Annotated in this window: 20 protein-coding genes; 12 read left to right on the forward strand and 8 right to left on the reverse strand. The window is 49.4% G+C overall.

What is annotated here, in order from left to right:
- Nucleotides 1-132: 132 nt before the first annotated feature.
- From M1D61_RS09495 to M1D61_RS09525, 7 genes are all read left to right on the forward strand, one after another.
- Nucleotides 133-444: a hypothetical protein gene (locus tag M1D61_RS09495; RefSeq protein ID WP_458122117.1), complete on the forward strand. Its 312-nt coding sequence runs from the start codon at nt 133-135 to the stop codon at nt 442-444.
- Between the two features lie 309 nt (nt 445-753).
- A complete protein-coding gene (gene gsiB, locus M1D61_RS09500) occupies nt 754-1,203 on the forward strand; it encodes a glucose starvation-inducible protein GsiB (protein WP_458122118.1) in 450 nt (149 codons plus the stop codon).
- Nucleotides 1,204-1,389: 186 nt separating this feature from the next.
- On the forward strand, nt 1,390-2,028 hold the full coding sequence (locus tag M1D61_RS09505) for a DUF421 domain-containing protein (RefSeq protein ID WP_458122119.1): 639 nt from the start codon (nt 1,390-1,392) through the stop codon (nt 2,026-2,028).
- Between the two features lie 336 nt (nt 2,029-2,364).
- Nucleotides 2,365-2,934: a TetR/AcrR family transcriptional regulator gene (locus M1D61_RS09510; protein WP_458122120.1), complete on the forward strand. Its 570-nt coding sequence runs from the start codon at nt 2,365-2,367 to the stop codon at nt 2,932-2,934.
- Nucleotides 2,935-2,992: 58 nt separating this feature from the next.
- Entirely contained in the window at nt 2,993-4,450 is a 1,458-nt protein-coding gene (locus M1D61_RS09515; protein ID WP_458122121.1) for an efflux RND transporter periplasmic adaptor subunit, read from the forward strand.
- Nucleotides 4,443-7,574, forward strand: coding sequence for an efflux RND transporter permease subunit (locus M1D61_RS09520; protein WP_458122122.1), 3,132 nt, complete (start codon nt 4,443-4,445; stop codon nt 7,572-7,574). Before M1D61_RS09515 ends, M1D61_RS09520 begins: the two co-directional genes overlap by 8 nt.
- A gap of 526 nt (nt 7,575-8,100) precedes the next feature.
- A complete protein-coding gene (locus M1D61_RS09525) occupies nt 8,101-8,364 on the forward strand; it encodes a hypothetical protein (RefSeq protein WP_046216507.1) in 264 nt (87 codons plus the stop codon).
- 153 nt (nt 8,365-8,517) lie between these two features.
- Here M1D61_RS09525 and M1D61_RS09530 read toward each other — a convergent pair whose 3' ends face one another.
- Entirely contained in the window at nt 8,518-8,922 is a 405-nt protein-coding gene (locus tag M1D61_RS09530) for a CBS domain-containing protein (RefSeq protein WP_458122123.1), read from the reverse strand.
- 334 nt (nt 8,923-9,256) lie between these two features.
- Between M1D61_RS09530 and M1D61_RS09535 the strand changes: the two genes are divergently transcribed.
- The gene (locus tag M1D61_RS09535) at nt 9,257-9,793 is read left to right on the forward strand and encodes an AAA family ATPase (RefSeq protein WP_458122124.1); all 537 of its coding nucleotides are present in this window, start codon (nt 9,257-9,259) and stop codon (nt 9,791-9,793) included.
- Between the two features lie 87 nt (nt 9,794-9,880).
- Here M1D61_RS09535 and M1D61_RS09540 read toward each other — a convergent pair whose 3' ends face one another.
- From M1D61_RS09540 to M1D61_RS09560, 5 genes are all read right to left on the reverse strand, one after another.
- Nucleotides 9,881-11,419, reverse strand: coding sequence for a hypothetical protein (locus M1D61_RS09540; RefSeq protein ID WP_458122125.1), 1,539 nt, complete (start codon nt 11,417-11,419; stop codon nt 9,881-9,883).
- Nucleotides 11,420-11,592: 173 nt separating this feature from the next.
- Nucleotides 11,593-12,654, reverse strand: coding sequence for a Gfo/Idh/MocA family protein (locus M1D61_RS09545; protein ID WP_458122126.1), 1,062 nt, complete (start codon nt 12,652-12,654; stop codon nt 11,593-11,595).
- A gap of 104 nt (nt 12,655-12,758) precedes the next feature.
- Entirely contained in the window at nt 12,759-13,742 is a 984-nt protein-coding gene (locus M1D61_RS09550) for a phosphotransferase family protein (RefSeq protein ID WP_458122127.1), read from the reverse strand.
- A gap of 93 nt (nt 13,743-13,835) precedes the next feature.
- Nucleotides 13,836-14,309, reverse strand: coding sequence for a DinB family protein (locus tag M1D61_RS09555; protein ID WP_458122128.1), 474 nt, complete (start codon nt 14,307-14,309; stop codon nt 13,836-13,838).
- Between the two features lie 259 nt (nt 14,310-14,568).
- Nucleotides 14,569-15,441 carry a hypothetical protein gene (locus tag M1D61_RS09560; RefSeq protein ID WP_458122129.1) on the reverse strand — a complete coding sequence of 291 codons (873 nt, stop codon included), beginning with the start codon at nt 15,439-15,441 and terminating at the stop codon, nt 14,569-14,571.
- 117 nt (nt 15,442-15,558) lie between these two features.
- Here M1D61_RS09560 and M1D61_RS09565 point away from each other — a divergent pair, with 117 nt between their 5' ends.
- From M1D61_RS09565 to M1D61_RS09580, 4 genes are all read left to right on the forward strand, one after another.
- Nucleotides 15,559-16,515, forward strand: a complete 957-nt coding sequence (locus tag M1D61_RS09565; RefSeq protein ID WP_458122130.1) for an NAD(P)-dependent alcohol dehydrogenase — start codon at nt 15,559-15,561, stop codon at nt 16,513-16,515.
- A gap of 129 nt (nt 16,516-16,644) precedes the next feature.
- Complete coding sequence (locus M1D61_RS09570) at nt 16,645-16,848, forward strand: hypothetical protein (protein ID WP_046216516.1); 204 nt, start codon at nt 16,645-16,647, stop codon at nt 16,846-16,848.
- A gap of 242 nt (nt 16,849-17,090) precedes the next feature.
- Nucleotides 17,091-17,873: a class I SAM-dependent methyltransferase gene (locus tag M1D61_RS09575; RefSeq protein ID WP_458122131.1), complete on the forward strand. Its 783-nt coding sequence runs from the start codon at nt 17,091-17,093 to the stop codon at nt 17,871-17,873.
- A gap of 395 nt (nt 17,874-18,268) precedes the next feature.
- Complete coding sequence (locus tag M1D61_RS09580) at nt 18,269-18,556, forward strand: hypothetical protein (RefSeq protein WP_458122132.1); 288 nt, start codon at nt 18,269-18,271, stop codon at nt 18,554-18,556.
- Here the strand turns inward: M1D61_RS09580 and treP are convergent.
- Together treP and M1D61_RS09590 are read right to left on the reverse strand one after the other, a co-directional pair.
- The gene (treP, locus tag M1D61_RS09585) at nt 18,532-20,553 is read right to left on the reverse strand and encodes a PTS system trehalose-specific EIIBC component (RefSeq protein ID WP_458122133.1); all 2,022 of its coding nucleotides are present in this window, start codon (nt 20,551-20,553) and stop codon (nt 18,532-18,534) included. The genes M1D61_RS09580 and treP overlap by 25 nt on opposite strands.
- Nucleotides 20,554-20,845: 292 nt before the next feature.
- The gene (locus M1D61_RS09590) at nt 20,846-21,013 is read right to left on the reverse strand and encodes a hypothetical protein (RefSeq protein ID WP_458122134.1); all 168 of its coding nucleotides are present in this window, start codon (nt 21,011-21,013) and stop codon (nt 20,846-20,848) included.
- Nucleotides 21,014-21,275 lie beyond the last annotated feature (262 nt).

Genomic DNA, 21,275 nt, shown 5'->3' on the forward strand with positions numbered 1-21,275 from the left:
ATTAAATAAAGTGAAATTATTACAGTAAAGTCAGATTCAACTGGTAGTTATATAGGTGAATGATGGCTAACAGATAATAATCTGACTATAGATAACAATAAGCAAATGACAGCAAACGGGGGAGTGAGAGAAATGAGCTGGGCGGAAATCATATCCCAGAGATACAGAGCGCACAAGGACTTCAAGGAAGAAATTGAGGCCGTATTAAAAAATTGCCTGGAGGAACTTGAGGGTCTTGGTGTGCCGACGAGCCAGACGCTAACCAGTCACTATCCATTGGAATGGATGGTCTGCATTGGTCTCAAAAAATTTATTCTCAAAGGCAATGATATTTATCGGAACAAAGAAGTCTATGACAGCAACGGACTGATTCACAGCCATGATCGGGATACGCTGGAGGTCGTACAGGAATTGTTGTTGGATGAGTTTTCGAAAACGTTCTAAACGAGTATATTGGAAAGGATACAAGCATACACCGTTCAGGCGGCATCTAACTTCAGACGAACTACATATAGCATCCGTGAGGATGCTGTTTTTTTGTCACAGCAGCTGTTTTGCTGACGACAGGCGGGTAAAATGTCGGGATTGTCAGCACCCGGATAGTGTGGAAGACCCATCATTACCAATGAACAAAGTCACAAATATAAAGAAAGCGAAAAATGCCGTTTATTTAGCAGATGCAGGGGTAATGATATATTGTCGACGCTTACAACACATTACAGATTATCAAATAAATTCAAGGAGTGAGTACAAATGGCAAATAATAATGATGATAACAAAATGAGCAGAGAAGAAGCAGGTCGTCTGGGTGGCGAAGCAACTTCCAAAAATCATGACAAAGAATTCTATCAGGAAATTGGCCAAAAGGGTGGAGAAGCAACATCCGAATCTCACGACAAAGAATTTTATCAGGAAATCGGTGAAAAAGGCGGCCAGGCAACCGCTGATTCTCATGGCAAAGAGTTCTATCAGGAGATTGGTGAAAAAGGTGGCCAGGCAACTTCCGATTCTCATGGTAAAGAGTTCTACCAGGAGATCGGTCAAAAAGGCGGCGAAGCTACTTCTGAATCCCACGGCAAGGAGTTCTATCAGGAAATCGGCAGCGAAGGCGGCAAAGCCCGCAGCGATTCCGATGGCATGAGCCGTGAAGAGGCAGGACGCAAAGGCGGCCAAGCGCGCTCCAACAATAACGACAACGATTAATTCACATAACGGATAATACGCACGATAGGTTTTCCAAAACGAACCGTCTTTGCAGGCGGTTCGTTTTCTATGTCCTGGGCAGCAAGAGACTGCATCCACATGAACAGGGACATGTATTTAATGTATCCTTACATCTTATATACCCTGCAATTAGAGAGAAAAGGCGGTCATACGATGTTTTTCCTGATGATAGTAATGAAACTGGTCATTGGATTGGTAGCTCTGATTATTGCGGCAAGAGTGCTGGGCAAAAAGAAACTGGCTCAGACCACGCCGCTTGATCTTATATATGTCGTTGTATTGAGTGGAGTACTGATACAGGCTGTATATGATGAGCAGGTACAGCTGTATCATCTGCTGGGAGCGATTGCTCTCTGGTGTATCATGATTTATCTTATTGAATATTTTGTGAGCCGCAAGGAAAAGGCCCGTAGTCTGATCAAAGGAGCAGCAGTCCTGCTTGTATCCGATTCTGAAATGAGAGTACAGGCTTTTATCAAACACAAAATGGAAGTGGAGCAGTACCGTACCCTTCTCCGTCAGCAAGGAGTCTTCTCTATGTCGGATGTGACGTATGCGATTCTGGAGACGAATGGCGGTATCAGTGTAATTCACAAGGAACAACTCTGCCGTACACCTTCTATTCTGCTGGCGAATACAGGCGAATATGTAATAGCGGATTTTGATCAGGATCGTCAGCGGGATGAAGGTTGGGTAAAGGAAAAGCTGCAAGAAGGCGGTTATTCCGATATCAGTCGGATCTTCTGCGCGGAATGGTCCGAGGAGAATGGACTATATGTCGTTCTTTATCCGGATAAAGAGTAGAGGATAAGTAGTAAATCAAATGATAGACCGATCCAACAGCCAGTATGTGCTGACAACGGCTGCCTGAATGCAGCTTCCTGACCGTATATCGGGGAAGCGCTTCAGGCAGTTTTTTTGATTTTATCAAAAAAATAATCAAAAATTGCAATCACTATTTATCCATGCTATATTTTGACCAGAAAACCAAAATAGTTTTTTGGTCAAAAAAAGAAAATCATTGCTGCACTTGCCAGATGCATAAGCGAATGGGATAACACTTTACGTAATGCTAACTATATAACTATCATTAAATTATCATTTATGCTGGATCATTTACCTGAGGAAGGATGTACGCAGATGATCAATCACCATTCGGACGAGAGATACATGAAGATTATTAACACAGCAACAGAGGTATTCTCCATGATCGGCTACAAGGCGACGACGGTTGACCGGATCGCCAAAACCGCAGGAATCAGCAAGGGTGCCATCTACCTGTTCTTTGAGACCAAGGAAGAGATCCTGATTGCAGTCATGGATAATTATATCCGTGAGATGATCGGCAAGGCCGAAGAAGCAATCAATGGGGAAGGCACCCCGGAAGACCGCTTGTATCGTGCGATCTACGCCTGTATCATGTACCGCAAAAATCTATGCATTCTGGATAAGCTCACCCTGGAAGCCGGACAATTCGGTACGGTAGTCTCCCATAATGCACTGAACAAATTTAACAATGCTACTATCGCTTCCGTACGACAGCTGCTGGATAAAGCAGTGGAACAGGACTTGGTGCATATCGAGAATACGGAAGTGACAGCCTTTGCGCTGGCTCATCTGTATGATGCTCTTACTTCGCAGTGGGAGCTGCATCGTGAGCCGCTGGAAGACAAAGTGATTTTTGAAATGCTGCGTAAAGTATTGATGTAATCGAGAGTCGGAGCGGTCTTGATATAGATTGTAATTGTATATTGGAGGAACCACACGTATGAGCAGAAAATATAGTCGGATATGGATGAGTGGAATCGTATTAAGTATTATGCTGTCCGGGTGTTCAGCAGCACCGGCTGCAGAACATCCGGTCAATACGGTATCCCTTATGAAAGTAAAAGAAGCACCGCTGACCGCTATCTATGATCTGTCTGGCACCCTGCAGGCCCGGACATCCTCACCGGTATCCTTTGAAATGGGAGGAACTGTCGATTCGCTGGGTGCCGATATTGGCGATACCGTAAACAAGGGCACGGTACTCGCACGGCTCAATACGGATGATCTGGATCTGAAAGTAGCCGAAGCGCAGCAGGCGGTACAGCAGTCTGCCGCAGGAGTCAGTGCCGCCAGAGCTTCCCTGCAAAATGCGCAGGCTGTTCGCACTGCTGCCCAAGCAAGTGTAGCCGCAGCCCAGGCACAGGTCGAAGGGGCGCAGAGCAAGCAGCAGGGTGTACTCGATGGAGCGCGCAGCCAGGAGAAAGCGCAGTCGCAAAATGCGGTGAACAAAGCGCAAGTCGCCTATAATCAGGCAGAGTCTGCTGCCAAGCGGGCTGAAATGCTGTATCAGAACGGACTGCTGTCCCAGCAGGAAAATGAACAGGCCCAGACGGCATTCGCCAATGCAGATACAGCGTTAAAAGACGCCAGAGAACAGCTGTCACTCGTCCAGGAAGGCGCGAGTACATCCGACCGTGCGAGTGCAGCTGCAGCCGTCAAGCAGGCGCAGGTGGGTATCGAATCCGCCCGGGCCAGCGTATCCCAGGCCGAGGCGGGGATTGAGCAGGCTCAAGCTGGTGCCCGGCAAGCCCAGGCGAGTTATGATCAGGCCAGTGTCGCTCTCGCCCAGGCCAAGCTTGCCCGGTCCAAGTCCATACTGAAGTCTCCGATCAGCGGCGTTATTCTGGAGAAAAATATCTCGACCGGACAGGTTGCTGGTATAGGCACAAGCGTATTTACGATCGGAGAGATTAACCCGCTCAAAGTCCTGCTGCCTGTACCGGATGATGAAATCGGAAAATGGAAAAAAGGCCAGCAGGTGAGCATTACGCTCTACGATGAGCAGCGCACTGGAACAGTCACCAGCATTTACCCCAAAACAAATGACAGTACCGGCTCCATCAGTGTGGAAGTACGCATCGCCAATCCCAAGCTGGACTGGAAGCCCGGTCAGGTCGTCAAAGCGTCCCGTCAGACCCAGTCCAAAACAGGAATCATGGTCCCGATCGAAGCGGTGATCAGCACGGGCAATGCCCCTTATGTATTCAAAAATGTAAAAGGCAAAGCAGTTCGTACACCGGTCAAAACCGGTGGTCTGTACGATAACCAGCTGGTGATTAGAAGCGGACTGAAGACCGGTGATCAGATTGTGACTGCGGGAGCAGACCGGTTATTTGATGGCGACGAGATCCAGGGACAGACGGCAGCCGCCGCACAGGGGGCCGCCAGCAATGATTGAATATATCGTCAAAAAGCGCAAGATTACATTGCTATTCTTCGGCATGCTCATCCTCGTGGGTGCCGTTAGCGGATTGGGTCTGCCCAAGCAGCTGATGCCGGATATTATCGTCAAGCAGGCCACCGTGACGACGACCTATGCGGGCGCCACACCGGAACTGATGGAGACGACGGTCACCCGTGTCCTGGAATCCAAAATCAAGGAAGTATCCAATCTGAAGACGGTAAGTTCCATTTCCGGAGCAGGGGTATCGATGATCACTCTCGAGACACAGCCCAAAGCGGATGCTCCGGCGGTATGGAATGAGCTGCGCAAAAAGGTGGAAGATGCCGAGTCGGATTTGCCGAATTCCGCCGACAAACCGGTGATCAACGATAATTTGACCAAGTCGTTCGTCCAATCCTTTGCCATTTATAACAAGGATTACAATAGCCTGCTCGGACTGCAGGATCTGATGACCGACTGGAAAGATCAGCTGCGCTCGGTGGAAGGCGTGACGGAGGTAACGGTAAACGGACTGCCGGAGCAGCAGGTGCGGATCGAAGCGGATATGTCCAGGCTGCAGCAGTACGGCATTCCGTGGGAAGCGGTCATGAAGGCGGTCCAGTCCGAGAATAACAGGGTACCTACGGGTACACTGGATTACAAAGACCGCAGCTACCAGCTGAAAGTGCCGCTCAACTATCAGGTGGACAGTCTCAAGGATATCGCCGTGTTCCGCACTTCCCAGGGTACACCGGTCTATCTCAAAGATGTGGCCACCGTCAAAATGACCATCGAAAAAGCCGGGTATATGAGCTATTATAACGGTCAGCCGTCCATTTCTATCCTGATCAACAGTGAAGTCGGCTCGGACGTGCCACAGGTGTATGAACGGGTCAACGCCAAGATGGATGAACTGAAACCGACGCTGCCTGCCACGATGAAGATCACTTCCTTATTTGCCCAAAAAGACGAGACCGATCGCATATTCGACAATCTGCTGCATGAGACCATGATCGCAATTGCGGTTGTCGTGATCGTCTGTATGCTCGGGCTGAACTGGCTCACGTCGTCCTTTGTCGCGCTGGCGATACCGATATCGGTAGCTATCGCGATGATCCTGCTGCCGGTGATGGGCATTACGCTCAATCAGATTACGGTAGTCGGGCTGATTATCGTACTGGGGATTCTGGTCGATGATGCTGTCGTCGTCAACGATAATATTGAGAGGCGGCTGTCCGTGCTCCGGGAGAATCCACATGATGCGTCGATCCGGGGAACCAAGGAAGTCGCGATCTCCATTTTGACAGCGACGCTGTCGACGATTGCCGCTTTTGCACCATTGATGTTCCTGAGCGGGGATGTCGGTGCATTTATCAAGCCGATCCCGGTCGTGATCTCGCTGGCAATGCTCGCCTCCATGGCAATGTCGCTGACGATTATCCCGATTTTCCGGGAGTGGTATGAACGCCGCAATATATTAAAAGGCAAAAAAAGCCGCAGCGACAAGCCTGTCGGCCTGCTGGGCAAGCAGATTCAGATGGCTTCGAATACGTATGCCCACCGGATGATGCCCGTTGTACTGAAACGGCCGATGCTGATCGCGCTGCTCGGATTGATGATCAGTACGGCGATCTACGGATTGGCGGTATTTACACCGGTCCAGCTGTTCCCCCGCTCCAGTAATGCGGAGCTGACGATGGATATTACGATGCCTACCGGTTCGTCGATCCAGGATACAAACAAGACGGTACAGGAAATGGCCGCCTGGGTAAAGCAGCAGCCGGGAGTGCAGAATATTTCCTATTCCGCTGGTGGCACGGCAGCGCCGCTCTTTTACAATATTACGAATATAGCGAGCTTCTCCACAACTCAGGCCCAGATTCTGCTCAAAGGGGACAGTGAACAGCTCGACAGTACCAAGGCGGTGACCGATTGGCCGCTGCTGCTCAAAGAGAAGTTCCCGCAAGTCAGCACAGCGGTCAAGCAGACCGAGCTGGGCATTCCGGTCGGCAAGCCAGTCTCGATCCGGGTCACCGGTACCGATCTGGATGAGCTGCGCAAGCTGACCGAACAGGTCAAAAATGTAGTTGCAGCGACCAGCGGTACCAGCAACGTAACCGACAGCATGGGCATTCAGAATTACACGCTGGATTTTGAGGTGAATAAGCCTGCGCTGGACCGATATAACGTGAGTTATGAGAATCTGACCCGAACACTGCTCATGATGGGCACCGGTGTCAGTGTGGGTGACTTTGATAATGGCAAGGATCTGGTCGATATCAAGATCTTTATGAAAGATGCCTCTACGGTGGACCCATCGATCCTGTTCCAGCAGGTCAATGTGACGAACTCGGATAATGTTCAGGTTCCGCTGTCCCAGCTCGTCGATATTCGCCCGGACTTTTCGATTAAGCAGATTAACCATTACAATCTGTCCCGCGTGAATACGATCGAAGCGGACGTAACCGGACGTACCGCCACAGAAGCGATGTCCGATATTAGCGCCAGTCTGAACAAAATCAATTTTCCACAGGGATATTCATGGGAAGCGGGCGGTGAGACTTCCAAGCAGTCGGATATTTTCATCGATCTCGCCAAGCTGTTCGCTGTGGTCGTGGTACTGATTCTGATCCTGATTACGATGCAGTTCTACTCGCTGTGGATTCCGCTGATCGTCATGACGACCGTCTATCTGGCGGCAGCAGGCGGAGTGCTTGGGCTGTTCATCAGTCAGACGCCAATCGGCTTCATGTCCATTATGGGGATTATCTCCCTGGCCGGTATCGTGGTGCGTAATGGGATTGTACTGATCGAATTTATCGAGGATGCCCGGCATGAAGGGATGGAGATGAAGGAAGCGATTATTCAGGCAGCTTCGGCCCGATTCCGTCCGATTCTGCTGACGTCACTTGCCGCGATTGTAGCGCTGCTGCCGATGGCTACCGTGGGAGAGGAACTGTTCCGTCCGCTGGCGATTGCCATCGTGTTCGGTCTTGTATTCTCCACTGTACTGACACTGTTCGTCGTACCATCACTGTATATGGTACTGGCCCGCCGCGATGACAAGCGCAAAGCCAAGCGTGCAGAAGAGGATGCGGAGTACGAAGCCAGACTGAAGCAGGGGTATATCGAAATATAGCCAAAGCATAAAAAGAATGAGGGGCAAGAAGCATAGATAACCATAAGAGAAGAAAAGCAATCACCCTACTGCCAGTGTGCAGTAGGTGTGATTGCTTTTTGCTATCCGACAGGCTGTTCTTCGCTGCCTGTAGTCATACTGTCACTACCGCATCCGCGTCAGCATAATGTTGCTTACGCTGCCTGCCTTTATCAGTCCATATCGCCGGGAGAGGGGATATGTCTTGCAGTGAATTTTCTAAAATCAATCATTTAAATATTTTCTTTGCCATCAGGCTGTGATCGTTGCCATAGGTAGGATAATCGGGAAAAAGCAGCTGCTCGGTAAGTATAGAGGGGAAAAGTTGCCGCAATATATCGGAATGTATCCAACTTGCGAATAAAACCGGCCCACAAACTTTCCGGCAGCAACATACAAATAGTTCACTTCGTGCTATCATTAGATTATACAAGGCGTTTACATACAGCTGGTTGGTCGGCAGACACTCTGGCTTGAGATGCACGCTGCACTGGAGGTGAACGTACCCATGACAATGACAATTGAAGAGAGAAAGCAATTGAGAATGAAGCTGCTCCAGGATCTGTACGAATACCATTTCGGTCCGGATGAGAAGTCCTACAATTTGCCCGGACCCAAGAAAAATACCGGCCCGCTCACAGACAAAGAGACCCGGCTCGCCTACGATTATCTCAGCAAAAAAGGCTTGATTGAGATCAAGGACGTTGTCGGTTTTATCCACTTTTCCATTACGCCCTATGGTATTGATGTCATCGAAGAAACAGCCAAGTGATAAGCTTGATTCCCAGCATATCCCCAAGTCGCTTCCGCTTTTGCCGGAACGGCTTTTTTCATGTGAGCGGAAGTTCCAGAATGATCCGGTTGCCCTGCGGACCCGAAGTATGAATATACAATCGTCCGTCCATACGTTCTGCCCGCCGGCGTATTAATCGGTAATATTATCGGTATAATAAGCGATGATGTCCTTGCGGCGGATAATGCCGAGGAAGATTCCCTGGCTGTCGACGACCGGTACGAAGTTCTGATCCGCGGCCAGTGTGAGCATATCCTCCATATTGGCAGTGATTTCTACGCTCTCATTATGTACACGACGCTGCAGCTGGGCGATCGGAATATCACGCATCGCTTCAAAGTTCAGGTTGAATGAATTTTTCAGTTTCCAGAGCAGATCACCCTCGGATAGGGTGCCTACGTATTTACCCTCATCATCGATGATTGGAATTGCCGTATAATGATGACGCTCCAGATCTTCCATGGCTTCCATCATCGATATAGAGGAAGTTATATAGGCGACCTGCTCTTTGGGCAGCAGAAAGTAGGATATTTGCATGGGTTGACACTCCTTTACATCTGATGTAATCAATAATAGTCTTATTAAAACACATTTTGGCGTTCGTGTGTAAAGGTTTACAGCTTTGTATCCATCGCTCTGTTCCTGACAGAACAGCAAATAGGTAGCGGATAGAAGGCCGAGCAACATTCGGCCAAAATGATGACTATATACCGTGGGATGGAACAAACCGGCAATGGACGAGACAGCATTTGTATGTATGTGAACAGAACAGTCCCGAACTGGATAGACACTGCATGATCTGTAGCTGCATAGAGAATATATGAAATATATAAATACTGCAAATCCATATATGCAGAAAGAAGGAGTATTAATGATAATTATGATCAATGGTGCTTTTGGTACAGGCAAGAGCACAGTTGCCGAGCAGATTCATCAGCTGCTCCCGGACAGCATGATTTATGATCCGGAGGAGGTTGGTTATATGCTGAGGCAGCTGATTCCTGCTGCTGTGCAGCTGCCTCATGAGCAGACAGGGGATTTTCAGGATATGGATCTGTGGAAATCTCTTGTCGTGCAGGTCGCTGAAAGTCTATATTCGCAGTATCAAAGGCATCTGATCGTTCCGATGACGCTCTACGGCGATCAGAATTTCGAATTCATCCGTCGCGGATTCGAGATAATTGACCGGAATACTTATCATTACTGCCTGCGCGCCTCCAAATCGGTCATTCACGAGCGGCTGCTGGCAAGAGGAGAAGAGCAGGGCAACTGGTGCTTCCAGCAGACCGATCGCTGCCTGGCCGCGTACGAATCAGGAGACTTTGGCGAATACATCGACACCGATACGCTCAGCGCCGCAGAGATTGCGAGGTACATACACTCCCTGGTAACTGCAAAAAGCGGCTGATACCAGCCGCTTCGTTGATCATCTATCTGATTCCGGCGGACCTGCAGTCTGTCTACCCAATCGATTTACCATATTCGAATCTACTGTTTAAAAATCACGCAATTCATCAAACAGTGAATACAGCTGCTCCCGATCTACGGGGAGCGGATTTTTCTGCTGCCCGTATCGCAGTTCTGCCTGATCCAGCAGCTGCTCCAGTACCGCATAGATCTCTTCACGCTCAATCGTATCAATAAATGATTTGCGTTTATCCATTTTGTTAAAAGCTTCCGTATACTCGGTGACCAGCGCGACGAGCTGCTCTATAATATCTCGTTCTGCAGCCTGTGCGTCCAGCTTGCGGATTGCAGACAGCATTTTCTTGTAAAGCTGGGCTGCTTTGCGCGCATGGGCCGCAGCAATATGTTCCCGGCCGTCCCAGTCCCGAAAAGGATTATGCAGATTCCCCTCGAGCCACTGCGGGTTGCGGGGCTTGGTGACAGACAGATCCAGTCCGAGTGGAATCCGCGGTTTGTATGCTTTTTTGATGCTTTTCGCGGCATCGGCAGGAAGACTGCTGAGCCACAGCGAGGATAGATAAGGCAGCTGCTCCGGTGCAGGAAATTCCTCACCGGTAAATCCGAACAGATCATGCGTACTGAACCCATGCAGATTGCTTAAACGGATGAGTGTATTCATCTGGCTGATGACTCCCGGCTTGCCCCAGAGCCGCAGTTGATGCAGATGGGGAAACCGCTGGATCAGCTCCTGCATATCCAGCTCCTGAATCTGGTATACATACAGACTGTGCAGCCGCTGCAGTCCCTGCAAGCTGAACAGCAGTCCCGGATGACCAACCGACAGGGTCATCCCGCGTCCCTGGTCTGGTGTCTGAATGGTCCATGGAGCTGATGCAGATCCTGATAGATGCAGCTGCGTGGTCTGTTCGCCGGTAATCAGCTGCTCTAACCTATCAACATTCAGGCTCAGATCCGTAATATGGGTTCCCGAGAGATCCATTACAGCAGGACATTCTCCGGACAGGGACAGCTTGATCAGAAATGGATTGCTGCGCAGATAGGCGAGCAGATTCTCATCATAGCGGTCGGTATGAATTTCGGTCAGACAGGGCAGCTTGCGTAGCTCCGACCAGTCTTCCAGTCCGGACAGCATTTTCACATCCAGCCGGTGTGTGCGGCGGGGAAGAGATGCATGACCAATCTGCACTTCACTGTAATCGTCGGCTGCCTCCTTGAATTCCCGGCGCCGTACAGGGTCAATCTGCTCCCATTGCCGCTGGCGATAGACACTGTCCCCGTTACTCCAGTCGCCGCCATAACTGTGTGTTTTGCTCGTGGTGAGCGGCGGAATATTGCCGACGTAGATATAGCCTGGAGGCACAAGGGCATTTACATAGCTGTGATCCAGCTTGTCTTTCCAGAAAAAATAATTGCATATAAGCGGATGCATTCGGTGCAGCTGATCGTTATGAGGCAGCTCCTGCCCGGCCCAGTCGAGGGTAAGAACGGCAGCGAGCAGTCCGCCGCCTCCGGATTCATCTTCCTGATAGTCGGTCACCTGACAGGCCGTATACTGCTGCAGCTGCTGCGAATAGACACAATAAATATCTCCGATTTGTGGGATCATGGCGATTTCCTTTCTTTTCAGGCTTGATGACACATTGCCTTACAGTATAGTATGTACAGCCTGGCGATTCAACACAGCGGCGAATCCATATTTCCATGACAAAAAGGCTGCGCCAGCTGCTGACTGGATCAGCCTCTGCCACAGCCCTGATGAATAGCCGGGAGGAAGATGGATCAGATCTCGCGGTGGATGATCTGGTTCTGCTCTGCTGCCTCGAATAAGGTCTCGATCAGCACCAGCACCCGGTGTACTTCTTCATTGGGAACAGCCGGTTTGGCTGTGCCTTCAAGCACGGCAATAAAGTTGTTATAAAATTCCTCGGGAATATTTTTGGCTCGTTCAATCGCACTGCGGATCGTCGATTCTTCCGAAGGAGGAGCCATCGTCTTGGTTAATCCGCGTCCTGCCTGAATCGGCTTGGGTTCTACTTTGTCGACATCAGGATTGTTGCGTACCACTTCGCCGCTCAGATCCCAGTCGTGAATAACCGCAGTTCCTTCCGTACCTTTCACATACCAGCGCGGCAGCTTGACATAGTTGGTCGTACCTACTTCGACCAGTGCCGTAAGGCCGTCCTTGAACCGGATAAAGGAAGTGAACCCGTCATCCACTTCGGTATCCAGAATGGTACTCAGATGAGAGGAGACACTGTCGATTTTGCTGTCGGTCAGCAGCAGCAGCTGATCGAGCAGATGCACGCCCCAGTCGAGCAGCATACCGCCGCCGTAAGCTTTGAGTTGACGCCAGTCACCCGGGATGCCGTTTGCTCCCTGTACGCGGGATTCCACATGGAATACATGGCCGACCGTATGATTTTGGACGAGTTCACGCACAATGAGGAAGTCTTCATCCCAGCGGCGATTCTGATGGACCATGAAGACACGGCCTGTCTCCTCGGCAACTTTGATAATGTCCAGCAGATCGGCACTGTGAATGGTGACCGGCTTCTCGCAGATAACATGCTTGCCTGCACGCAGCGCGTCAATCGCCAGATCCTTGTGCACATCATTGGGCGTGGCGATCAGCACAATATCCACATTTTCATCGGATAATACCGCTTTCATACTGTCATACGTCGGATATCCCTTGCTTTTGGCCAGATCCATACGGTAATCGGCGGTATCAAATACTCCTGATACGTTCAGCCGCTCCGTTTTCTCGATCAGCTGCCCATGGTAGCTTCCCATGCCGCCATATCCGACAATAACAAGATTATAAGCAGATTTATGTTCCATAGCGTGTTGGCCTTCCTCTCTATAGGTAGATTCATTTCATTGTACCCTTTTTCCATATATTTCAAAAGAATGATCCAACAAATTCACAATTCCTAATATTAACATCATAACGCGGGCAATATAATCGTACGCGCAATAAGCCGCTGCAAATCGGCAATCCGAACAGGCATCTCTGCGGTAGAGCGGTTCAGCATATCCAGCAGCGCAATCAGCTCCTGCAATCGGGATAACAGCCGCCACTGGTCATCCAGCTGTCCGCCTGCCTGACGATAAGCCTGTATAAAATGCTGCTCATACACCGACTGTTCCTGCCCATACCGGAGCATATTGCCAATATCCACATACCGGCTGCCCGAGAACGCAAATTCCCAGTCAAGCACAGCGGAGACCTTTACACCTGCTGAGTCGGTCGTCAGCAGCAGATTCAGACCGTTAAAATCCGAATGAACGAGCAGCGGTGGCTCGGTTAAGCCAGACAGCAGAGGAGAGTGAAGCAGACAAAAGTCCCACAATTCTTCCTGTACCGGCTTGTCCAGCCACTGTCCGGACTGATCCGGCTGCAGACTCTCTTCAATAAATGCAAGGAACCCATCCGCTCCCATGGCAAACGGATCAGCAATACTCAGATCAGGTGCGAAGAATCCATGTTCCTCAAATGAATATTCATGTATACGAGCGAGTACGGTTCCTACCGCTGCCGCCGCTTCGGCAGTCTGCTGTTCTCCGGCAGACTGCAACATATCCCGCAGCAGAATGCCTTCTTTCCACTCCAGGATCGACCACGCATGCGGGGATACAGTACCACTGGTATCCAGATGGATATACCGGGCGACAGGAACCGAGGCTTGGACCTTGGCTGTAATCGCCTGCTCCATCTGCGCGGTAGCAGCGCCACCGGCAGAGATGCGGAGCAAGTAGGGGGTGTCTGTATGTTCCAGATGGATTTTATATGTTCCGCTGCTCAGACCTGTGCCTGTACGCTCGGCTTGCAGCAGCTTCTGATCCGGAAAAGCGGCCGCTATCATCTGTTCGATCTCCGGCTGTGTAATGCCTGAAGCCAAACTCGAATGTTCCCAGTTTTCTTTCATGCCATCCGCCCCTGTCTGTAAGGAATTCTTCGTTCTGCCAGTTTGCCTCGCTGTCTTCCGTAAGGTTCCCGCTGGCTCGGAAGAAGCTGGCGATTATTCAAATAAACGTACACCCGGCTCGATCTTCAGTACATGTACCATCATGGCATGGAGCTGTCCACGATGGTGATACAGATGGGCCTGCGTATCCAGCAGCCATTCAAAACGGGTATGAATACCTCCCCAGAAAGCGGTCGTTCTGCGCATCAATTCGACATCATCCAGCGCAGCAATGCCTTTTCGCAGGAAATCGTAATTTTCCAGCAGAGCAGTTTCCAGTGCTGCCGGCTGCATAGCAGGTTCGGCCTGCTCATAGAACCGGTCAATCTCATCCTCCGAAACCCCTGCACCAATCAGGAAGTCCGCTTTGCACAATACGGCGATATGGGCGATCAGCTCGCCGATGGACATTTTGCCGGGAGTCGGCCGAATATGCAGATCCTGTTCATCCAGTATGCGAATGAGTTGAACCATGGATTCGATCGCCATATCCATTTGATCAAAAACACTCTGGCAGTATGTATTCATGGGAAAAACCTCTTTTCATTGGTGGTGGGAATAGGTAGTTATCTGCTTTTTCCTGTGCGATCATCTCCTGTATCAAGTGCCCATCCTCGTTGAATGCAAGATGGTATGTATACAGCTTAATAACTTTCGGGAATAAAAGAAATGAACTATCTTACTATTTATTTATCCCATTCGCGTATTCGGACCAACATATCTACAAAAGCCACAAGGATCTTGCATCAGAGTCAGGATTCTTTGTGGCTTTTACTATTGCGTGTGACTATATCCAGCGTCCGAAAATTTGCTGCGACTTATTGTGATCCACTCCCAGTTCGCCCTGCCAGCCGGCCCAGGGCATCTGCATATCCGAGCGTCCACGGGTATTGCTGAGCTGTAGTTCTCCATTCATAATAATCTCCTTGTTCGTCCAGCGATCCGGATACAGCTCTACAATCATATTGGGCAGAATGCCGACGGTAGCCAGCGATTGCAGGATGCCGCGCCGGATACCGGCAGTGCCTTTGACCAGCTTCATTGCGGTGAGCCGTTTCTCCAGCTGACCGGGTGTCTCATTTGCAGGTGCTTCATCCAATACTTGCAAAAGGCTGCGGAATACCGCAATATCTTCAGCAGAAGGCCGCACAGGCTGCTCATTCATCATCTCTGCCAGCTCGGTCAGATCAACCAGCGCTCCAATCGGATCACTGCCATACGCATTGCCCAGATGAAGCACATAGCGCAAATACGACAGATTCGTCCAGCCGGCTGAATGGACACTGAATCCGCATACGCCGCAGCAAATAAACTTGTCAGCCTGTTCATAAGGATGCGCAGCAGCATGTATCATACGGTGGTAGCTCTCGAGGGAAGAGATGCCGCGCGGGAAGCTGCCGCCTACACCGGCGATAAAGGCGGCAGCTGCCGATTCCCAGGAAAGTACAGGAAGGGTTTGCAGCGATATCAGGCGTTCATGGATGCTGTCATGAGTAAATTTATCCAGTGCATTGGCTTCCCAGTGATACTGCAGTATCAGCTCCTGTTCGTCGGAGGATAGTGTGTCTGTCCGATAAAGACTAATCCGCCGATCCGCATCATAGGTATAATTAGGATGCTTGTACAGTTTCTTGAGTACTTTGAGCAGTTTTGGATTCATGATTAGCTCCTTTTTTACAAGAAAGTAGAAAGCGGTTTCTGATCATTAGCATACTGATTGTGGAGACATTTTACCATGGCAGTGCGAATATAAATAAATATAAGTTGGAGGCTAATAATGAGAGCAGTTATATGTACTCGTTATGGTTCGGCAGATTTCCTGGAAATAGCCCAGATGGATACCCCTGTTCCCGATAAAAAAGATATTATTGTCCGTATTCATGCGACGACCGTATCTGCAGGGGATATACGGGTGCGTCAGTTCCGGAGTCCACTCCTGCTGTGGATACCTATGCGATTGGTGCTCGGTATACGCAAGCCCCGCAATCCGGTGCTTGGCGTAGAGCTGGCCGGACAGGTGGTGGACTGCGGCAGTGAAGTCACCCAGTTCCAGCGGGGAGATCGTGTATTTGCGCTTACCGGAATGCGCTTCGGTGCCCATGCCGAATATATACGCCTGCCCGAGAGTGCCCAGATTACTCGGATGCCCAAGGGGATGGCTTATGAGCAGGCGGCTGCTCTGCCATACAGCGGCACATCTGCGCTATGCTTCCTGCGGCGGGCACGCATTCAACCCGGCCAGCGCATATTAATCTATGGCGCATCGGGCGCCGTCGGTTCCACGGCCGTTCAGTTGGCGGCTCATTACGGAGCGGTCGTCACCGGCGTATGCGGTCCGAACAATCTGCAGATGGTCCAGTCCATGGGAGCGTCCAAGGTTATCGATTATACAAAAACCGTTTTCCATGAACAGCCGGAACGATACGATATTATTTTCGATGCAGTAGGGAAATTATCGGAGAAGCAGGCAGTTCCAGCCCTTGTGCCGGGTGGCACGTATATAACGGTAGATGGGCAAGGCATGATCCGTACTACAAGAGATGACCTTATCTATATTCGAGAACGCGCAGAAGCGGGAGAGATCTGGCCGGTCATTGACCGTTATTACACGCTGGATGAAGTACCGGATGCCCACCGCTACGTGGAACAAGGTCATAAAAAGGGTAATGTGGTTATTCGTGTTAGCACTGCGGATACGGAGGGTACTGATATAGTGCAGCCAAAGAAATTATGAATAAATAGGAACACTTCATTAATCGTTTTATATAATGATTGATAAATTCATGTATTATTTAATAATTTATACCTTATAATGGAAATCATAATAAACTAACAGGCAGATACCCGCCGGGAGGAGATTCGAATGTTTGTTTGCTCGCAAGATAAGATGTCTATTGTGGAATTGAAGGAAGCGACGGTGGATATCTCACATTCTCCTTGTATTGTCCGGATCAACGGACAGGTCTACGGAAAATATAGCCAGATGCATGCCGAAAAGATTATCGACGATATCGTTTATTACCTGAGAAGAGGCGAGGAAGTCTATCACATGCCGGACAGCAAATAATCCAGCCAGCTGGTCGCCAAGTCAACTTTCAAGTTTTTAAGGTCAGAGATTCTTCCCTATACAAGAGATACGTAAAATTCACTTTCACAAACAGTAGTTTCTTGGGGAACTACTGTTTTCTGTGCATACTGTTATTATTTTTAAATAAATAATGTAATTTGCAAGGTCACCAATTAAGATAGAAGAAGTATAATTCACCCATCAAAACAGCAATCCTACATAACAGCAAGGAGAGAAAAGCTATGCCAACTCGGTATTACAATGACGAAGAATACGATCATCCACACTTATATGACGAAGAAAATGAAGGTTTCCAGAAAGACGTTTATTTCCTGTCCTCTCTGGCAGAATCGACAAAAGGACCTGTGATCGATCTGGCCTGTGGTACAGGAAGAGCCACAATCCCGCTCGCTGCCGCAGGCCATCGTATGATCGGTGTGGATCTCCATCCTGGTATGCTGGATGCAGCCAGAAGCAAATCAGCTTCGCTGCCTGCCCCGAAGAACCCGATACAATGGATTCAGCAGAACATTGCGTCTTTGCAGCTCGATCAGCAAAGTGACTTTATATTTACAGTAGGCAATTCCTTTCAGCATTTCCTGACCAATGAAGAGCAGGATGGGCTGCTTCGCTCGGTATATCAGCATCTGATATCGGGAGGGCGGTTTGTATTTAATACGCGCTTCCCATCCACAGCAGAACTGCTTCAGCCGGAGAGGGAAGAATACTGGCGTACCTATACAGATAGCGCTGCAGGACATCAGGTGGAAGTATCGACAATCAGTCATTATGATACGCTAACTCAGATTCAGCATTACCGTACGATCCGGCGTTACAAGGATAATACGAGAGAGATTGTTAACGAACTGTCCACACAGATCTATCTGCGCTATACATATCCACAGGAGCTGGAAAGACTGCTCAATCAACATGGATTCGAAGTTCTGCATCGTTATGAAGATTGGCGTAAGACACCACTGTCTGCCACCAGCAAACACATGGTATACGTCTGTCAAAAGAGATAAGCCGACTTATTTGCCTCACAAAGGTTAGATCCCTCAAAGCAGCTTCCTGTACAGAGCGCAGGAAAGAGAATTCTACCAACGCCCGACATTTAAAAAGGGAGATCGACCGCTGCAGGCGGTTGTTCAAGATCTCCCTTTTTAACCGGAGGAAGTGGTAGAATCTCTTTCCGAAGCGCGTGTCCTCACAGTGCCGTAATAGTTGACCTCACGAGCAGCAAAGCAAGGTTTCCACCCAACCAGCTAATTTCGCTTTTTTTACGTCGCTTTTCAGTAGAACCGAACAATATCATATCCATCTGCCTGATTTCCGGGAAGAAATCCTACAGCATCCGATCCAGCAAGCGGCCCAGCTGCTACAGGATATTCGGACAAATGAAGGAGGAGCAGCCTGCCATGTGACCGAGGTAACCAGCCGTGAGGATAACCGGTCTCTAATCCACTTTGCCAAATTCATATTCGGCAGAGTGGATGTCATCTTCCTGAAGGCGAGTATCATGCCAGGTTCCCCGGTGTCCGTGCTTCAGATCGAAGACTGGGAGAAGACGATTTATCGAAAAATCAAAAGACTGAAACCGCAAAATAAACGCCTGCTGCCAGCAATGAGCCGAACAGCAGACGATACGGTACATACTATTAAATTCGGTAATCCACGGATGAGTTACATATGCGCTTTGGTCAGATGAATCCGGATGACCGGTGTTTTTCCGGCTTCGGCAGGACCCGGAATTTCTTCAATACGTTCGATCATATCCTGACCGACCGGTACAATGATCGGGGAGATCGTCGGATAACCGGCTGCCTTGATCGTCTCCATATTGAACTCCAGCAGCAGTTGTCCTTTGGTCACGGTATCACCGGTAGCGACATGGGCTTTGAATCCTTCGCCTTTCAAACCTACCGTATCGATACCGATATGAACGAGGATCTGCACACCACTGGCATGTTCCAGAATAACAGCATGTTTGCTCTTATCGATGACATGGGCTACAGTACCGTCAAATGGAGCATATACCTTGCCGTCTGTTGGTTCGATTGCAATACCTTCACCCATTTGTTTTTCGGCAAAGGCTGGATCAGGAACATTATCCAGCGCAACGGCTTTCCCCGAGATGGGAGCCAGCAGTTCCAGTACATCCACATCTTTGGCCGATGTGGATGAGGCAGAAGCCGCCACCTGATCGGAATCCTTCATCGGACTGCGACCATTTTCAACTTTTTTCACATCATCATCAGCAATATCCTCTTCCACAGACTCTCCGGCGGCTTCCTGCTTGCGTATAATCAGCTTGCGGCAGAGCAGGGTACCGGCAAAAGGAACAACAAGACATATCGCCATACCGATAAAGAACGTACCCCAGTTGCCTACATCAATAGCTAGGAATCCGGGCAGGCCGCCGACACCGACAGCAAATGCTCTGACATTGTTCATCGTCAGCAATATGCCGCCGATCGCCGAACCGAGCATACCCATAAATAACGGATATCTAAAACGAACATTGACACCAAATACCGCCGGTTCGGTTACGCCAAGAAATGCCGTAATCGAAGTCGTGGCAGAAAGGCTTTTCATCTTTTGTGAGCGGATTACGAACATCATCGCCAGTGCTGCGGAACCCTGCGCAATATTGGAGAGCGCCAGCATCGGCCACAGGAATGTACCACCGGTTGAGTTGATCAGCTGCAGATCGACCGCGAGGAACGTATGATGCATCCCGGTAATAACGAGCGGGGCATACAGACCGCCATACAGCAGACCACCGAGCCATGGAACCGTGGAGAAAACCCACACCACCCCGGCAGTGAGCCAATTACCGACCGTAAAGGTAACCGGACCGATAATGACAAAAGCGAGAAATCCGGTGACAAGCAGAGCGACAGGCGCTACGACCAGCAGCTTCAATGAATCGGGTACCTTCCGATTGAGCCATTTCTCGATCACGACCAATACGTAGGCGGCGACGAGCATCGGAAGGACCTGACCCTGATAACCGACGGCATTTACATGAAAACCGAACAGATTCCAGGTGGGTACGGTTCCTGCATTATATGCTTTGGCATAATCGTATGCGCTGAGCAGGGAAGGGTTGACCAGAATCAGACCGAGCAGGACGCCGAGCAGCGGACTGCCGCCAAACCTCGTCGCTGCCGACCATCCGACCAGTGCAGGCAGGAAGGTGAAGGCCGTACTGGCAATCGTATTGACGATCGCTGCAAAGTCCGCCCACTGCGGAAACACTTCAACGAGAGATTGCCCTTTATAGAAAATATCCGGCCCGGTGAGCAAATTGTTGATCCCGAGCAGCAGACCTGCGGTGACGAGTGCAGGCAGCAGGGGAATGAATATATCGGACAGGGTTTTGATAAATTGCTGGATAGGACTTTTATGCTTGATGGCTGCGGCTTTGACATCTTCTTTGCTGGCACGCTGGCCTCCGGTAATCGCTATCAATTCTTCATAGGCTTTGTCCACAATACCCGGTCCGATAATAACCTGAAATTGCCCCTGTGTAGAGAAATAGCCTTTGGCCAGTTCGTTATCATCCAGCGCCTGTTTGTTGACCTTGCTTTCATCGAGCAGCGAGAAACGAAGCCGTGTGACACAATGCGTAGCGACTTCGATGTTATCCTTGCCACCAATGGCTTCGATAATCTTCTCAACATCTTCTCTTTTTACCGACATGTGTTCATCTCCATTCCTTTGGGTCCCTACCGGAGAAACTCCCCGGATGATCCCCCATATTTAGGATGCATAATGTTCAAGCAAAATGATGTGGCTCCTTGCAGCAGCATGGTTTGCATTTCCCGAGCTGGTTCCAAAAGGGTGCCTTCCAGCTCCCGCCTATGTAGTTCGTTCTGCTCTTTGGACAGCAGTTTCTTGAATGCTTTAAAATCGTATGGAATCAAATCCATTGCTTGCTGTCGTACTTTTTTATTTTTCGGTTAAAATCATCTGCTTCCTGTTAGGCAGGGTCCTACTGTATGACCTGCCGCTTTTTCATACTGCTGAGAGAAATGTCAAACTTGGATGGCCGCGCTGGGAACCCACCGTCCGGTACAGGATCGCTCCAGATATGATCATTACGGGATACCTGCAGCCGGATATGCTCGGTTGAAGAATGATTAACCAAGATACCCATCATTAGACGCAATTTCTGTTTGCAAATACAATTTGTCAGCTTATTAAAGTCTGTTATCCTGCTTGTCATACTGCCCTGCATACAGCATCGCCGCGCTGGATTGGGTTGATCATACTCCCAACACTATCATGTATAAAAAACGAATGAAAAGTGAACGAATCAGATGAATAGTTCGTGAATAATAAGAAAAAGATACGATTTTCGTTGACAAAGCATGCTAAATTCATTAAAATTCGAAAGGTAAATCGGGTTAAAAATAATAAAT

This window comes from Paenibacillus sp. Z6-24 (genome assembly GCF_054161335.1).

Coding starts and splice junctions, on each gene's coding strand:
- M1D61_RS09495 (WP_458122117.1), top strand. CDS start 133: ATGAGCTGGGCGGAAATCATATCCCAGAGATACAGAGCGCACAAGGAC.
- M1D61_RS09565 (WP_458122130.1), top strand. CDS start 15,559: ATGAGAGCAGTTATATGTACTCGTTATGGTTCGGCAGATTTCCTGGAA.
- treP (WP_458122133.1), bottom strand. CDS start 20,553: ATGTCGGTAAAAAGAGAAGATGTTGAGAAGATTATCGAAGCCATTGGT.
- gsiB (WP_458122118.1), top strand. CDS start 754: ATGGCAAATAATAATGATGATAACAAAATGAGCAGAGAAGAAGCAGGT.
- M1D61_RS09515 (WP_458122121.1), top strand. CDS start 2,993: ATGAGCAGAAAATATAGTCGGATATGGATGAGTGGAATCGTATTAAGT.
- M1D61_RS09555 (WP_458122128.1), bottom strand. CDS start 14,309: ATGAATACATACTGCCAGAGTGTTTTTGATCAAATGGATATGGCGATC.
- M1D61_RS09560 (WP_458122129.1), bottom strand. CDS start 15,441: ATGAATCCAAAACTGCTCAAAGTACTCAAGAAACTGTACAAGCATCCT.
- M1D61_RS09570 (WP_046216516.1), top strand. CDS start 16,645: ATGTTTGTTTGCTCGCAAGATAAGATGTCTATTGTGGAATTGAAGGAA.
- M1D61_RS09540 (WP_458122125.1), bottom strand. CDS start 11,419: ATGATCCCACAAATCGGAGATATTTATTGTGTCTATTCGCAGCAGCTG.
- M1D61_RS09520 (WP_458122122.1), top strand. CDS start 4,443: ATGATTGAATATATCGTCAAAAAGCGCAAGATTACATTGCTATTCTTC.
- M1D61_RS09535 (WP_458122124.1), top strand. CDS start 9,257: ATGATAATTATGATCAATGGTGCTTTTGGTACAGGCAAGAGCACAGTT.
- M1D61_RS09530 (WP_458122123.1), bottom strand. CDS start 8,922: ATGCAAATATCCTACTTTCTGCTGCCCAAAGAGCAGGTCGCCTATATA.
- M1D61_RS09505 (WP_458122119.1), top strand. CDS start 1,390: ATGATAGTAATGAAACTGGTCATTGGATTGGTAGCTCTGATTATTGCG.
- M1D61_RS09525 (WP_046216507.1), top strand. CDS start 8,101: ATGACAATGACAATTGAAGAGAGAAAGCAATTGAGAATGAAGCTGCTC.
- M1D61_RS09550 (WP_458122127.1), bottom strand. CDS start 13,742: ATGAAAGAAAACTGGGAACATTCGAGTTTGGCTTCAGGCATTACACAG.
- M1D61_RS09575 (WP_458122131.1), top strand. CDS start 17,091: ATGCCAACTCGGTATTACAATGACGAAGAATACGATCATCCACACTTA.
- M1D61_RS09545 (WP_458122126.1), bottom strand. CDS start 12,654: ATGGAACATAAATCTGCTTATAATCTTGTTATTGTCGGATATGGCGGC.
- M1D61_RS09510 (WP_458122120.1), top strand. CDS start 2,365: ATGATCAATCACCATTCGGACGAGAGATACATGAAGATTATTAACACA.
- M1D61_RS09590 (WP_458122134.1), bottom strand. CDS start 21,013: ATGATGGGTATCTTGGTTAATCATTCTTCAACCGAGCATATCCGGCTG.